Below are 14693 nucleotides of genomic sequence, written 5' to 3'. Positions count from 1 at the left end.
CTGTGGCAGTGGCTGCAGGTCTGTTCAGGACGTCCCGCCTCTCCAGGGGGCGGGACGTCTGCAGGGAGGGATCAGTCGGCCTGACGCATCATCTCTACATGAGGGATGCCGACATCGAGGTATTCGTCGCTGACCACGACGAATCCGAGGCGCTCGTAGAAGCGCGTGGCATGCACTTGGGCGCTCAGGATCAGGCGGTGAAGCCCGCGGCGTTCGGCTTCGGCGATCGCCGCACGCATCAGCGCGTCGCCGATCTTCAGGCCGCGCCAGTCCTTGAGGACCGCGACACGGCCGATATGCCCGTCGCGCAGCAGGCGAGCCGTGCCAGCGGCAAATCCTCCTTCGAAGGCGAGAAAGTGGATGGCTTCGGCATCCTCGTCATCCCACTCCAGTTCAGGGGGGACGGCCTGTTCGACGATGAAAACGCTGTCGCGGATCCGTCGGATGTCGGCATTGTCCTTCTGCCAGTCGGCGATCCGCACATGGATTTCAGTCATCGACGAACTCCAGGCTGCCCTGCACGAGCAGTTGCCAGAGGAGCGGTCGGCCTTCCTCGTCGGCCAGCCAGGAGGCAAGGTTGTCGGTATGCAGGGCATCGGCGCTGCAGACCAGCTTGAGCAGTTCGCGCAGGTGGCCGGGGAGCAGGCGGCTCTGTCCGCTGGCAAACAACAGCAGGTCCTCGCCGACCTCGGACCAGGCCATGCGGGCGCAGGGATTGCGGACCAGTACGCCTCCTTCCTGCAGGCTGGCGAGGAAGTCCTTCTCGGACATTTCCGCACCGGCGACCAGTTCGGGGTAGCGGGGTTCGGTCATGAACTGGCCGAACCAGGTGAGCAGCAGGCGTTCGTCGCCCATGTGCTCCTGGATCAGACCCTGGAGGCGTTCGAGAGCATCGCGCTGGATCTGGTGGGGATCTTCGCAGGGGCGAATGTCCGGATCACCGTAGCGTTCCTCGTCAGGCAAGAACTGGGCGAGAAAGTCGGTGAAATGGGTCAGCACCTCGGCTGCACTGGGAGCGCGGAAACCCACCGAATAGGTCATGCAGTCGTCGATCGCGGTGCCGAAGTGGGCCAGACGGGGCGGTAGGTAGAGCATGTCGCCGGGTTCCAGTACCCAGTCCTCTCTGCCCTGGAACTCGGCAAGGATACGCAGGTCGGCGTGCTTCAGTAGGGGACTGCCGCTGTCGCACATCTGGCCGATTCGCCAGCGCCGCTTGCCGTATCCCTGCAGCAGGAACACGTCATAGTTGTCGTAGTGGGGGCCCACTCCGCCGCCTGGAGCGGCATAGCTGATCATCACATCGTCGATGCGCCAGCTGGGCAGGAAGCGAAAGTTTTCCAGAAGCTCGGCGACCTCCGGGACGAACTGATCGACCGCCTGAACCAGCAGGGTCCAGTCGCGCTCCGGCAGGTTCCGGTAGGTTTCCTCTTCGAACGGACCGCGACGGAGTTCCCATGGATGATTGCCGTGCTCGACGATCAGGCGCGACTCGACTTCTTCCTCGAGCGACAGGCCGGCCAGTTCGTCCGGCGAGATGGGGCTTTCGAAACCGGGGATGGCCTGGCGGATCAGCAGGGGCTTTTTCTGCCAGTAGTCGCGCAGAAATTCGCGTGCGCTGATGCCGCCCAGAAATTGAAGTGGAATATCAGAAGTCATAACTAAGCCCTTGCTTTGCAAAGAGAGCCGAAAATAAAAACGCCCGGCACTGCCGGGCGTGGAGGGAAAGAGAGGAAGTCAGATGCGCTTGGCCTGAGTGGTCGCGTTGCCGATGTAACCGGCAGGGGTCAGCTTGTGCAGCTCGGCCTTGGCGGCGGAGGGAATGTCCAGGGTGTCGATGAAGGTTTTGAGCGCTTCCGGGCCGATGCCCTTGCCGCGGGTCAATTCCTTGAGCTTCTCGTAGGGGTTGGCGACGCCATAGCGGCGCATCACGGTCTGGATCGGTTCGGCCAGCACTTCCCAGCAGGCGTCCAGATCTTCGGCAAGACGTTGAGCATTCAGCTCTAGCTTGCTGATTCCCTTCAGGGTTGCCTCATAGGCGATGACGCTGTGGGCGAAGCCGACGCCGAGGTTGCGCAGTACGGTGGAGTCGGTCAGGTCGCGCTGCCAGCGGGAGATCGGCAGCTTGCTGGCCAAATGCTGGAGCAGGGCGTTGGCAATGCCAAGGTTGCCTTCGGAGTTCTCGAAGTCGATCGGGTTGACCTTGTGCGGCATGGTCGAGGAGCCGATCTCGCCGGCCACGGTCTTCTGCTTGAAGTAGCCGAGGGAGATGTAGCCCCAGACGTCCCGGTCGAAGTCGATGAGGATGGTGTTGAAGCGTGCGATGGCATCGAACAGTTCGGCGATGTAGTCGTGCGGCTCGATCTGGGTGGTGTAGGGGTTCCAGTTCAGGCCCAGGTCGCCTTCGATGAATTCGCGGGCATTGGCTTCCCAGTCCACATCGGGGTAGGCCGACAGGTGCGCGTTGTAGTTGCCCACGGCACCGTTGATCTTGCCCAGTAGCGGCACGGCGGCGGCCTGGGCAATCTGCCGTTCGAGGCGGTAGACCACGTTGGCCAGTTCCTTGCCGAGGGTGGTCGGCGAGGCCGGCTGGCCGTGGGTGCGCGACAGCATCGGAATATCGGCGAATTTCACCGCCAGCTCGCGGATGGCCTGGGCGGTCTGCCGCATCAGCGGCAGCAGCACGGTGTCACGGCCCTCGCGCAGCATCAGGGCGTGGGAGAGGTTGTTGATGTCCTCGCTGGTGCAGGCGAAGTGAATGAATTCATTCACCTTGGCCAGTTCGGGCAGTTTGCCGACCTGCTCCTTGAGCAGGTACTCGACGGCCTTGACGTCGTGGTTGGTGGTGCGCTCGATCTCCTTGACGCGTTCGGCGTGCTCCAGCTGGAAGTCCTCGGCCAACTGGTTCAGCAGGGCGTTGGCTTCGGCGGAGAAGGGCGCGACTTCGGGGATACCGCTGTGGGTTGCCAGGCGCTGCAGCCAGCGTACCTCCACCATGACGCGGAAGCGGATGAGTCCGTATTCGCTGAAGATCGGGCGCAAGGCGCTGGTTTTGCCGGCGTAGCGGCCATCGACGGGGGACACCGCGGTGAGCGAGGAGAGCTGCATGGGGGAGGTCTCGGGCAGTCGGGCTACAAAAAGGGCTGCAATGATACACGAAGGCGGACAGGCCGGCTGAACGCAATCTTCGGCCGACCGTGTCCTCTCAACTGCGTCGCATCAGCGGGTAGAGTTCGTCGAGCAGTTTGCGGCGGCTGAATACCAGCTGCCAGCGGTGTCCGCCGAGCTGGCGCCACAGGCGCGCCGAACGGATGCCGGCGAGCAACAGGGCTCGGACCTTGGCGGCGTTGATAGGGTTCTGCAGGTGGCGCATCTCGCCGTGCACTTGGATGCGTTGACGGAAGGTGCTCAGCGTGTCTTCGTACAGGGAGGCGAAGGCGGCGATCGCGCTCTCGTGGGTCAGTCCCAGGTGCTGGACTTGCAGTTGGATCTGGTCCAGCCGCTGACCCACGAGTTGCAGCATGTCGCCGTGTTTGTCCAGTTGGCGCTCCAGGGTGACCAGTGCCAGCGAGTAGCGCAGGGGCTCGCGCTGCAAGCTCTCTGGGTTGCGCTCGAGTGCGCTGGCTAGGGCGCGGTAGCCGTCGCGCAGGTTGAGGTCGTCGCCGCCGTACACCTCCAGCGTGTCCTTCGGGTCACGCACCAGCAGACTGCCGAGCATGCAGGCGAGGTCAGCTTCTCCGGCCTGTCCGGTCTTGGCGATCCTGTCGACCAGGCAGGCTGACTCGAATACGCCGCCGAGAGCGACCAGTTGTTCCTGTCTGGGGGTCATGGCTGCCTGCCCTTGCGGTCCGATGGTTCGGCGCTCTCGATGACGCCGCCGCCGAGGCAGATTTCTCCGTCGTAGAGCACCACGGATTGGCCGGGAGTCACTGCTCGCTGGGGGGTATCGAAGAGGATTCGGAATCCCTCGGCAGCCTTTTCCAGGGTGCAGGCCTGGTCGCTCTGCCGATAACGAACCTTGGCGGTCAGGCGCTGTGGAAGTGGGAAGTCGAGCGGATTCACCCAGAACATCTCCGAAGCGAGCAGGGCACGGGAGAACAGCCAAGGGTGTTGGTTGCCCTGGCCGACGATCAGTACGTTGCGAGCAAGGTCCTTGGTCAGGACATACCAGGGGTCATCGGCGGTATTCTTCATGCCGCCGATACCCAGCCCCTGGCGTTGGCCGATGGTGTGGTACATTAGGCCATGGTGTTGGCCGATTACCTCGCCATCGACGGTCTCGATGGGGCCCGGCTGGGCGGGCAGATATTGCTTGAGAAAGTCGCCGAAACGGCGCTCGCCGATGAAGCAGATGCCGGTGGAGTCCTTCTTCCTGGCCGTGGCCAGGCCGTGCAGTTCGGCGATGGCGCGTACGGCCGGCTTCTCCAGTTCACCGACCGGAAACAGCGATCTGGCGAGCTGTGCGCCGCCCACGGCATGCAGAAAATAGCTCTGGTCCTTGTTCGGGTCCAGTCCCTTGAGCAGCTCGGTTCGATCGTCGGTATCGCGTCGACGTACATAGTGGCCGGTGGCTATAAGGTCGGCGCCGAGCGACAGCGCATAATCGAGGAAGGCCTTGAACTTGATCTCGCGGTTGCACAGGATGTCCGGGTTCGGCGTGCGCCCAGCCTTGTACTCGGCGAGGAAGTGCTCGAATACATTGTCCCAGTATTCGGTGGCGAAGTTGGCGGTGTGCAGCTTGATGCCGATCTTGTCGCAGACGGCCTGAGCATCCGCGAGGTCCTCCTTGGCCGTGCAGTATTCGGTGCCGTCGTCCTCTTCCCAGTTCTTCATGAACAGGCCCTCTACCTGATACCCCTGTTGCAGGAGCAGGAGAGCGGAAACGGAAGAGTCCACGCCGCCGGACATGCCGACGATCACGCGAGTGTGGGCGGGATCATGCATATGAAGAGTCGGGTCCTGAAAAGTGGGGGATTCTATCAGGCTCCTGAGCCTGGCTGCGAAGGTACGGCCTGTTCAGCGAATGAGGCTCAGCGGAAAGCGCTCCCCAGCCAGGTAGTCGTCGATGCAGCGCAGTACGAGTGGGCTGCGCCAGCATTCCCGTTGCGCAAGCAATTCCTCGCGGCTCAGCCAGCGGGGGGCGATGATCCCTTCGTCGAGTCGGTATCCGTCGATCGGCTGCAGCGGGCGTGCTGCAAAGCAGATGCGCTGATAGGTCACGCCGTTGGGGGCCGTATATAGGTAGATGCCGATCACTGCCGTGAGTTCTACCTGCCAGCCAGTTTCCTCCATGGTCTCCCGCAGGGCCGCTTCGAGCAGGGTTTCGTTGGGCTCGAGGTGTCCGGCAGGCTGATTGAGGACTGTACGACCATCCTGCAGCTCCTCTACCAAGAGGAAGAGACCATTGTCTTCCACGATCGTGGCGACAGTGACGTGTGCCTGCCAATCCATAAAATCCGTCCGGGTGCTTGCCGATAGCTGTGCATTATACGCGGCGGCGCCGGTTCCCGGAGGGCGTGATGGAGACTCCCTTGCTTGGGGGCGGTCGAGGTGTGCGGGGTAATGCTTTGCTCGTCGATGGATGTCCCATGAACAAGAAACCCCGACTCGAAGCCGGGGTTTCTTGTCAGGCTGGAGGCGACGTGAATCGCCTCTCAGGTGGGCAGCGTGACGTCTTATGCAAGCGCTGCCAGAGCTGCGTTGAGGGTTGCGCTCGGGCGCATGGCCTTGCCGGTCAGCTCGGTGTTCGAGTGGTAGTAGCCAGCGATATCCACGGGCTTGCCCTGGGCTGCAACCAGCTCGCCAACGATCTTGGCTTCGTTGTCGGTCAGGGTCTTGGCGAGGCCGCTGAACTGAGCCTGCAGCTCCTTGTCCTCGGTTTGCGCTGCCAGAGCTTGGGCCCAGTAGAGTGCCAGGTAGAAGTGGCTGCCACGGTTATCGATCTCGCCAACCTTGCGCGATGGCGACTTATTGTTGTCGAGAACCTTGCCGGTGGCTTGGTCCAAGGTTTTTGCCAGGACAAGTGCCTTGGGGTTCTTGTACGCGGAGCCCAGATGCTCGAGCGACGCAGCAAGGGCCAGGAATTCGCCGAGCGAGTCCCAGCGCAGGTAGCCTTCCTCGAGGAACTGCTGAACATGCTTGGGAGCCGAGCCGCCGGCACCGGTTTCGAACAGGCCGCCACCGCTCATCAGTGGGACGATCGACAGCATCTTGGCGCTGGTGCCCAGTTCCATGATCGGGAACAGGTCGGTCAGGTAGTCGCGCAGGACGTTGCCGGTAACGGAAATGGTGTCCTTGCCTTCGCGGATGCGGGCCAGCGAGAAGCTAGTTGCGTCAACCGGCGACATGATGCGGATGTCGAGACCGCTGGTGTCGTGATCTTTCAGGTAGTGCTCGACCTTGGCGATTACCTGGGCGTCGTGGGCGCGGGCGGGGTCCAGCCAGAACACGGCAGGGGAGCCGGTGGCGCGGGCGCGGTTGACTGCCAGCTTGACCCAGTCCTGGATCGGGGCGTCCTTGACCTGGCACATGCGCCAGATGTCGCCGGCTTCGACGTTTTGCTCCATCAGAACCTTGCCATTGGCATCGGTCACGCGTACCGCGCCGTCTACAGGGATCTGGAAGGTCTTGTCGTGGGAGCCATACTCCTCGGCCTTCTGAGCCATCAGGCCGACGTTGGGCACGCTGCCCATGGTGGTGGGATCGAAGGCGCCGTGTTGTTTGCAGTCTTCGATGACGACCTGATACACACCGGCATAGCAGCGGTCGGGGATGACGGCCTTGGTGTCGTGCAGCTTGCCGTCTGCGCCCCACATTTTGCCGGAGTCACGGATCATTGCCGGCATTGAGGCGTCGACGATGACGTCGCTCGGTACATGCAGGTTGGTGATGCCCTTGTCGGAGTTCACCATGGCCAGTTGCGGGCGCTGGGCATAAACCGCCTGAATGTCGGCCTCAATCTCCTTCTGCTTCGCCTCGGGGAGAGTCTTGATCCGGGCGTAGAGGTCGCCGATGCCGTTGTTGACATCGAAGCCGATCTGCTTCAGTACGTCGGCATGCTTGGTCAGGGCGTCCTTGTAGAATTCGGTCACGATCTGACCGAACATGATGGGGTCGGACACCTTCATCATGGTGGCTTTCAGGTGTACGGACAGCAGGACGCCTTTGCTTTTCGCGTCTTCGATTTCGGCGGCAATGAAGCTGCGCAGAGCGTTCTTGCTCATTACCGAAGAGTCGATGATCTCACCAGCCTGGACGGTGGTTTTTTCTTTCAGGACGGTATTGCTACCGTCTTTGGCGATCAGTTCGATTTTCACGCTGCCGGCGGCATCGATCAGAGCGGCTTTCTCGCTGCCGTAGAAATCACCGTCGCTCATGTGCGCGACATGCGACTTGGAGTCTGCGCTCCATGCACCCATCTTGTGGGGGTGTTTTCTGGCGTAGTTCTTGACGGAGAGCGGTGCGCGGCGATCAGAGTTACCTTCGCGCAGGACGGGGTTCACGGCGCTGCCCTTGATCTTGTCGTAACGGGCCTTGACGTCCTTTTCCTCGTCGCTCTTGGGCTCTTCGGGATAGTCCGGCAGCTTATAGCCTTGCTGTTGCAGTTCCTTGATTGCTGCCTTGAGCTGCGGAACCGAGGCGCTGATGTTGGGCAGCTTGATGATGTTGGCTTCGGGCGTGGTGGCCAGTTTCCCCAATTCGGCTAAGTCGTCGGAAATTCTCTGGCTTTCGCTCAGGTATTCGGGGAAGGTTGCGATGATTCGGCCGGCAAGAGAGATATCGCGGGTTTCAACAGCGATACCTGAAGATTCGGTGAACGCCTTGACGATCGGAAGCAGGGAGTAGGTTGCCAGTGCGGGCGCTTCGTCGGTAAGCGTGTAGATGATCTTCGATGTGGACATTTTTTACGTTAACCCCTCTGTATTGCTACATTTGCAAGTGCACAAACTCTTGATGCGCGCAGGGTAGGCTAGGCTGCCTAATGGCATCAATGAGCGTAAAGTCGAGGTTCCTGGAGAGATTCCGGATGCCTTGGGCCGATTTGCCAAGGGCGACGGTTGCCAGGTTCAAGTCTGTATGCTGCTTGGGTTTAGAGTGGCTCATTCCAGAATGGCTCTGGATCCAATGTCCTTTCAGTTGCGCGGAGTATATCAGCACGACATGCTTTTTGCATTCGTGTGTTTTTTCGAGGGGGCTGTGTAGTGCCGAGGGGTTCTGCTCTAGAGGGGGCGCAGTAGGTAGTGAGTGTGCTCTAGAAACAAGGGCTGCTTCGTCTGGTCGCGTTCGTGCTTGGTCGGGCAGTGCTGGGCGCTGTGTATCAAACAACCGCAGTGGTGTCTCTGTGGCTGGTTGGATGCGTAGTAGCACCAAGTGGGGCCGGTCGATAGCCGGCCCTGCGTGGTACCTGTCAGGTCTACAAGGTGCCGGCGATATCCGTGACGGATTGCTGTGGCAGGCTGAACTTGGCCGGACTCTCGGCGTGAGCCAGGCAGGGGCGGATATTGATTGCGTGGAGGCCCTTTGGGCCTTGTAGCAGTTCGAAAGTCACCGCCTGACCGGCTTTCAAGGTCTTATAGCCATCCATTTGAATGGCCGAGTAGTGAGCGAATAGATCATCGTCGCGGCCGTCCGCCACGATGAATCCGTAACCCTTGGCGTTATTGAACCACTTGACCTTGCCGCTTAGCATGCCTGCATCCCTCTGCAAAGACTCCGTCACTGGAGTACCATCCGCCCAAGCCCGAAACCACGCTCGACCCTGCGGTCGGGACATAAAGGACCCCTGAACACCCTCATGGGTACCCATTGTTTTTATCATTGTTTTGGCGATAGTCAAGGTCGGGCTTGGTCAGCGGGGAAAGCGCGCTGTATTCCCTTTGCACTGGACAACGATTGTCGATGGTGGATGAGGCTTTTTACCGGGCCTCTCAGTATGCTGCCAGCCCCTCCTCCCCCGCGTCGACGAGGCGAGTAGCGTCAGGCCCGGTTGCTGTTTGGTCCTGATGGTTCGATATTGCTCTGGTTCTTGGCTGCCCAAGCGGGCAGAATCTCTCTAGTGTCCGCATTCGTCCAACCGGAAGCCTTGTCTAGCATGTTCGCAAGCAGTCAGATTCGACTAACATTCAATCAGGATCGCCCCGAGTCGCATGGGGACGACTCTTTCGGGTTGGCCGTTCAGGAGGCGAAGCCGGTATTGCAGGTGCCGCCTATGTACAAGGTGGTGATGTTCAACGACGACTACACGCCGATGGATTTTGTGGTCGAAGTGCTGGAGAAATTTTTCAACCTTAACCGCGAGTTGGCAACGAAGGTCATGCTGACTGTCCATACAGAGGGGCGGGCAGTGTGTGGGATGTTCACTCGTGACGTTGCGGAAACCAAGGCCATGCAGGTCAACCAATATGCAAGGGAATGCCAGCATCCGCTGCTCTGTGAGATCGAGAAGGACGGTTAATGCCGACCGCTTGGGTATGAGGTGAAGCTATGTTGAACCGTGAGCTCGAAGTCACTCTCAATCTTGCCTTCAAGGAGGCTCGTGCAAAACGTCATGAATTCATGACGGTAGAGCATCTCCTGCTGGCTCTTCTAGACAACGAGGCCGCGGCTGCCGTATTGCGAGCCTGCGGCGCAAATATCGACAAGCTCCGGCATGACCTGCAAGAGTTCATCGACTCCACAACCCCGCTGATTCCACAGCATGACGAAGAGCGCGAGACTCAGCCGACCCTCGGGTTTCAGCGGGTGCTGCAGCGTGCGGTCTTTCATGTGCAGAGTTCCGGCAAGAGGGAGGTGACCGGAGCCAATGTGCTTGTGGCTATCTTCAGCGAGCAGGAAAGCCAGGCCGTTTTTCTGCTCAAGCAGCAGAGTGTGGCTCGTATAGATGTGGTGAATTATATTGCCCATGGCATTTCCAAGGTGCCGGGGCATAGCGACCATCCTGATGGTGAGCACGAGATGCAGGACGAGGAGGGTGGAGAAGCTTCGGCTGCCGGCCATCCCCTGGAGGCCTATGCCAGCAATCTGAACGAACTGGCTCGCCAGGGGCGGATTGATCCGTTGGTCGGGCGTGAGTTCGAGGTTGAGCGGGTTGCACAGATTCTGGCTCGGCGGCGCAAGAACAATCCCTTGCTGGTTGGCGAGGCGGGTGTCGGCAAGACGGCCATTGCCGAGGGTCTGGCGAAGCGCATAGTCGACAATCAGGTTCCGGATCTTCTGGCGCACAGCATCGTATATTCCCTGGATCTCGGTGCGCTGCTGGCCGGAACCAAATATCGTGGCGATTTCGAAAAGCGTTTCAAGGCCTTGCTCAACGAGTTGCGCAAGAAGCCTCATGCCATTTTGTTCATCGATGAGATTCACACCATCATCGGTGCCGGGGCTGCCTCTGGTGGAGTGATGGATGCCTCGAACCTCCTCAAGCCGCTGCTTTCATCTGGAGAAATCCGCTGCATCGGCTCGACCACTTTCCAGGAGTTTCGTGGCATCTTCGAGAAGGATCGGGCGCTGGCCCGGCGTTTCCAGAAGGTTGATGTGGTTGAGCCATCGGTCGAGGATACCGTGGGTATTCTTCGCGGACTTAAGTCCCGCTTCGAGCAGCATCACGGAATCGAATACAGCGATGAGGCGCTGCGTGCCGCTGCAGAGCTGTCTTCTCGGTATATCAATGATCGTCACATGCCTGACAAGGCGATCGACGTCATCGACGAGGCTGGAGCGTTCCAGAGGCTCCAGCCGGAAGAGAGGCGTGCCCGGCTCATCGATGTGGCTCAGGTCGAGGATATCGTTGCCAAGATCGCCCGTATTCCACCCAAGCATGTCTCCAGTTCCGATAAGGAGTTGCTGCGCAACCTTGAGCGCGATCTCAAGTTGACCGTGTTCGGCCAGGATGCAGCCATCGACTCGCTCGCCACAGCGATCAAGCTGTCGAGGGCAGGGCTAAAGTCTCCGGATAAGCCGGTTGGTTCCTTCCTCTTTGCGGGACCTACTGGGGTGGGCAAGACCGAGGCTGCTCGACAGCTGGCCAAGGCGTTGGGTGTGGAGTTGGTGCGTTTTGACATGTCCGAGTATATGGAGCGGCATACCGTTTCGCGTCTGATCGGTGCGCCTCCGGGGTATGTTGGCTTCGATCAGGGGGGGCTCCTGACCGAGGCGATTACCAAGCAGCCGCACTGTGTGTTGTTGTTGGACGAGATCGAGAAGGCGCACCCGGAGGTATTCAACCTCCTGCTGCAGGTCATGGATCACGGCACTCTGACCGACAACAATGGACGCAAGGCTGATTTCCGTAGCGTCATCATCATCATGACCACCAATGCCGGCGCGGAGACCGCGGCCCGTGCCTCGATCGGTTTCACCTTGCAGGACCATTCTTCCGATGCCATGGAGATCATCAAGAGGAGCTTCACGCCCGAGTTCCGCAATCGACTGGACACTATCATCCAGTTCGGCCGGCTAAGTCATGAGGTGATCAAGAGCATCGTCGACAAGTTCCTTACCGAGCTTCAGGCGCAGCTGGAGGACAAGCGCGTGCAGCTGGATGTTTCCGAGCAGGCGCGTGGCTGGCTTGCGGAGCATGGCTATGATGCGCAGATGGGCGCGCGGCCGATGGCTCGTCTTATCCAGGACAAGATCAAGCGTCCCTTGGCCGAGGAGATTCTTTTCGGCGAGTTGGCCGAGCATGGTGGTCTAGTGCATATCGATCTGAGAGGGGGCGAACTGTCCTTCGAGTTCGAGACTGCTGCCGAGGTGGCTTGAGCAGGGTATCGATAGGTCTACTGGAACGAAAAACGCCCGGCATGGCCGGGCGTTTTCATTTGATCCGTTTCAGCGGGCGCGATAGGTAATGCGACCCTTGCTCAGGTCGTAAGGGGTCAGCTCGACACGCACCTTGTCGCCGGTAAGGATGCGGATGTAGTTCTTGCGCATTTTGCCGGAAATATGCGCGGTAACGACGTGCCCATTTTCCAACTCCACGCGAAACATGGTGTTGGGCAGGGTGTCGACGACAGTACCTTCCATTTCGAAGCTGTCTTCTTTCGACATTCAATAAAACCCTCGGTATGCAGTGAATGGCCCAACGTAGCTGGCACGCCGAGCAAAACGGCGTGCATTGTGCCTGAATATGGCTGTTGACGCCAAGAGTTCTCAGGTCAAAGTGACCCAGCGATGATTCACCAGCAGCTCGATCGGGCGATATTGAGTCTTGTAGTTCATTTTTCGGCAGTTTTTGATCCAGTAGCCCAGATACACTGCCTGCAGGCCGAGGCGCAAGGCTTCGCCAATTTGCCAGAGAATGGCATAGCGGCCGAGGCTGCGTCGCTCTTCACTTGGATCGTAGAAGGTATAGACGGCCGACAGGCCATTGGGGAGTGCGTCGGTCACGGCGACAGCCAGCAGGCGGCCAGACAGGCGGAACTCGTAGAAGCGGGAAAAAGGCAGGTCACGGACTAGGAATGTGCAGAATTGGTCCCGGCTGGGAGGGAACATGTCGCCATCGGCATGGCGCTGTTCGATATAGCGTGCGTATAGCTTGTAATACTCTTCGTTGAAATTGGGGCGTACTGCTTGCACTGAAAGGTCTGCATTGCGTTTCAGGATGCGCTTCTGTTGTCGGTTCGGTAAGAATCTCGCGGCAGGGATGCGGGCCGGAACGCAGGCATTGCAGCCTTGGCAATGGGGGCGATAAAGGTGATCGCCGCTGCGCCGGAAACCGAGCTCCGAGAGTTCGGCATAGACGTGCACGTCCATCGGCTGGCTGGGGTCGAGGAACAGCGTCGTCGCCTGTTCGTCGGGCAGGTAGCTGCAGGTATGCGGTTGAGTGGCGTAGAATTTGAGACGAGCCAGCTCGGTCATGATCAACCCCCGGAGAGCTCTTGGCGGGCCGTGATTGTTCAGCGGCACTCAGAAGTGTATGCCAGGCCGTGGGCCTCTACTAGGCGACCCAGTCAGCCGTGCTCGGCCGATCCAGATGACGCTGCAGATAGTCGGAAAACTCGCTGCGTGGAATGCTGCGAGCACCAAGGCTTTGCAGGTGCTGGGTGGGCATCTGGCAGTCGATCAGCACGAAGCCCCACTGCTCGAGCCGTTTCACCAGCGTTGCAAAGCCAACCTTCGAGGCATTGTCGGCATGACTGAACATAGATTCGCCAAAGAATAGCTGGCCTATCGCCAGGCCGTAGAGCCCGCCGACAAGTGTGTCGCCCTGCCAGACCTCGACCGAGTGGGCGACGCCGCGGCGGTGCAGTTCCCGATAGGCGGCTTGCATTTCCGGCGTTATCCAGGTGCCGTCGGCATGATCGCGAGGACCGGCGCAGGCTTGGATCACGGCGGAGAAGTCGTGATCGAAGGTGACTTGGAATACTCCCTGGCGGAGGATTTTGCGCAGGCTGCGGGAGACATGCAGTTCGTCTGGAAACAGCACGGTACGCGGATCCGGTGTCCACCAGAGAATCGGCTGCCCTGCCTGATACCAAGGGAAGCAGCCGTGCCGATAGGCTTGGATCAGGCGCTCGGCAGAAAGATCGCCCCCGACGGCCAGCAGGCCGTTGGGGGTGCGCAGGGCTCTCTCCAGGGGAGGGAAGCTCAGGCTGTCGCGTTGCAGGCAGGTCAGCATGTTGACGCCGTAGTGTGGATGGTGGCGTGCCAGAGTCCACCAGGGGGCTCAGTTGTCCAGATAGCGCTCGGCGTCCAGCGCCGCCATGCAGCCAGCGCCGGCTGAGGTGATGGCCTGGCGGTAGACGTGATCGGCCACATCGCCGGCCGCGAAAACGCCTTCGATGCTGGTGGCCGTGGCGTCGCCCGCGCTGCCGCCTTTGATCGACAGGTAGCCGTTGTGCATCTCGAGCTGGCCCTGGAAGAGTTCGGTATTGGGCTTGTGGCCGATGGCGATGAACACGCCGGTCAGGGGCAGCGTTTCGGTCGTGCCGTTCAGGGTGTCCTTCAGGCGCACGCCGGTCACTCCAGAGGCGTCTCCGAGCACCTCGTCCAGGGTCTGGTTCCAGTGCAGGCGGATATTGCCGTTTTGCGCCTTCTCGAAGAGCTTGTCCTGAAGGATCTTCTCGGAGCGCAGTTTGTCGCGGCGATGGATCAGGTGCACTTCCTTGGCAATGTTCGACAGGTACAGTGCTTCTTCCACCGCGGTATTGCCTCCTCCGATCACGCAGACCACCTGATTGCGATAGAAAAAACCGTCGCAGGTGGCGCAGGCGGAAACGCCTTTGCCGGAGAAGGCTTCTTCTGACGGCAGGCCGAGGTACTGGGCGGATGCTCCGGTGGCAATGATCAGCGCGTCGCAGGTGTAGGTTGTGCTGTCGCCGATCAAGGTGAAGGGGCGCTGCTGCAACTTGGCGGTGTGGATGTGGTCGTAGGCAATCTCGGTATCGAAGCGCTCGGCGTGTTTTTGCATGCGCTCCATCAGGTCGGGGCCGGTCAGGCCTTCGACGTCGCCAGGCCAGTTGTCCACTTCGGTGGTGGTGGTCAGTTGGCCGCCGGGCTGGATGCCGGTGATCAGCAGGGGCTTCAGATTGGCGCGTGCGGCATAGACGGCGGCGGTGTAGCCGGCTGGGCCGGAACCCAGGATGATCAGCCGAGAATGCTTGACATCATTCATAAAAAGTCCCCGTAAGCCTTTGTCACAAAAGAAAATGCATGGTCCAATGGAACAGCATGGCAATGATTGCCGGCTATGCTACACCGAA

The 14693-nt window shown here is 60.2% G+C and carries 14 protein-coding genes; 2 read left to right on the top strand and 12 right to left on the bottom strand.

Translation table 11 applies throughout. The annotated features are described in order from the left end of the window. Positions 1 to 71: 71 nt before the first annotated feature. The 8 genes from BMY22_RS00600 to cspD all read right to left on the bottom strand — a co-directional run bounded on the left by BMY22_RS00600 (position 72) and on the right by cspD (position 8686). Complete coding sequence (locus tag BMY22_RS00600) at positions 72 to 497, bottom strand: GNAT family N-acetyltransferase (RefSeq protein WP_090618729.1); 426 nt, start codon at positions 495 to 497, stop codon at positions 72 to 74. After that, positions 490 to 1656, bottom strand: a complete 1167-nt coding sequence (locus BMY22_RS00595) for a ribosomal protein uL16 3-hydroxylase (RefSeq protein ID WP_090618728.1) — start codon at positions 1654 to 1656, stop codon at positions 490 to 492. Before BMY22_RS00595 ends, BMY22_RS00600 begins: the two co-directional genes overlap by 8 nt. Before the next feature lie 78 nt (positions 1657 to 1734). Further along, entirely contained in the window at positions 1735 to 3105 is a 1371-nt protein-coding gene (gene purB / locus BMY22_RS00590) for an adenylosuccinate lyase (protein ID WP_090618726.1), read from the bottom strand. A gap of 97 nt (positions 3106 to 3202) precedes the next feature. Next, a complete protein-coding gene (hflD, locus tag BMY22_RS00585) occupies positions 3203 to 3826 on the bottom strand; it encodes a high frequency lysogenization protein HflD (RefSeq protein ID WP_090618725.1) in 624 nt (207 codons plus the stop codon). Continuing rightward, positions 3823 to 4941 carry a tRNA 2-thiouridine(34) synthase MnmA gene (gene mnmA, locus BMY22_RS00580; protein WP_090618723.1) on the bottom strand — a complete coding sequence of 373 codons (1119 nt, stop codon included), beginning with the start codon at positions 4939 to 4941 and terminating at the stop codon, positions 3823 to 3825. Before mnmA ends, hflD begins: the two co-directional genes overlap by 4 nt. 72 nt (positions 4942 to 5013) lie before the next feature. Beyond that, a complete protein-coding gene (locus BMY22_RS00575) occupies positions 5014 to 5448 on the bottom strand; it encodes an NUDIX hydrolase (protein ID WP_090618721.1) in 435 nt (144 codons plus the stop codon). Between the two features lie 224 nt (positions 5449 to 5672). Beyond that, on the bottom strand, positions 5673 to 7898 hold the full coding sequence (locus BMY22_RS00570; protein ID WP_090618720.1) for an NADP-dependent isocitrate dehydrogenase: 2226 nt from the start codon (positions 7896 to 7898) through the stop codon (positions 5673 to 5675). Between the two features lie 512 nt (positions 7899 to 8410). Next, a complete protein-coding gene (gene cspD, locus BMY22_RS00565; RefSeq protein WP_090618718.1) occupies positions 8411 to 8686 on the bottom strand; it encodes a cold shock domain-containing protein CspD in 276 nt (91 codons plus the stop codon). Positions 8687 to 9088: 402 nt separating this feature from the next. On the opposite strand from cspD, the gene clpS reads away from it, so the two are divergent. Next, a complete protein-coding gene (clpS, locus tag BMY22_RS00560; protein WP_090618716.1) occupies positions 9089 to 9451 on the top strand; it encodes an ATP-dependent Clp protease adapter ClpS in 363 nt (120 codons plus the stop codon). Positions 9452 to 9480: 29 nt separating this feature from the next. Further along, positions 9481 to 11751, top strand: a complete 2271-nt coding sequence (gene clpA, locus BMY22_RS00555; RefSeq protein ID WP_090618715.1) for an ATP-dependent Clp protease ATP-binding subunit ClpA — start codon at positions 9481 to 9483, stop codon at positions 11749 to 11751. 69 nt (positions 11752 to 11820) lie between these two features. Here clpA and infA read toward each other — a convergent pair whose 3' ends face one another. The 4 genes from infA to trxB all read right to left on the bottom strand — a co-directional run bounded on the left by infA (position 11821) and on the right by trxB (position 14605). Further along, positions 11821 to 12039: a translation initiation factor IF-1 gene (infA, locus tag BMY22_RS00550; RefSeq protein ID WP_002553999.1), complete on the bottom strand. Its 219-nt coding sequence runs from the start codon at positions 12037 to 12039 to the stop codon at positions 11821 to 11823. Positions 12040 to 12141: 102 nt separating this feature from the next. Beyond that, positions 12142 to 12849: an arginyltransferase gene (locus tag BMY22_RS00545; protein ID WP_090618848.1), complete on the bottom strand. Its 708-nt coding sequence runs from the start codon at positions 12847 to 12849 to the stop codon at positions 12142 to 12144. 79 nt (positions 12850 to 12928) lie between these two features. Then, a complete protein-coding gene (aat, locus tag BMY22_RS00540; RefSeq protein WP_090618713.1) occupies positions 12929 to 13609 on the bottom strand; it encodes a leucyl/phenylalanyl-tRNA--protein transferase in 681 nt (226 codons plus the stop codon). A 48-nt stretch (positions 13610 to 13657) separates the two neighbouring features. Beyond that, positions 13658 to 14605 carry a thioredoxin-disulfide reductase gene (gene trxB, locus BMY22_RS00535; protein ID WP_090618712.1) on the bottom strand — a complete coding sequence of 316 codons (948 nt, stop codon included), beginning with the start codon at positions 14603 to 14605 and terminating at the stop codon, positions 13658 to 13660. Positions 14606 to 14693: the final 88 nt, after the last annotated feature.

It is taken from the genome of Azotobacter beijerinckii (genome assembly GCF_900110885.1).
Classification (GTDB): Bacteria; Pseudomonadota; Gammaproteobacteria; order Pseudomonadales; family Pseudomonadaceae; genus Azotobacter; species Azotobacter beijerinckii.
The sequence above is the reverse complement of the archived record's forward strand: the minus strand, read 5'-3'. Positions and strand labels throughout refer to the sequence as shown.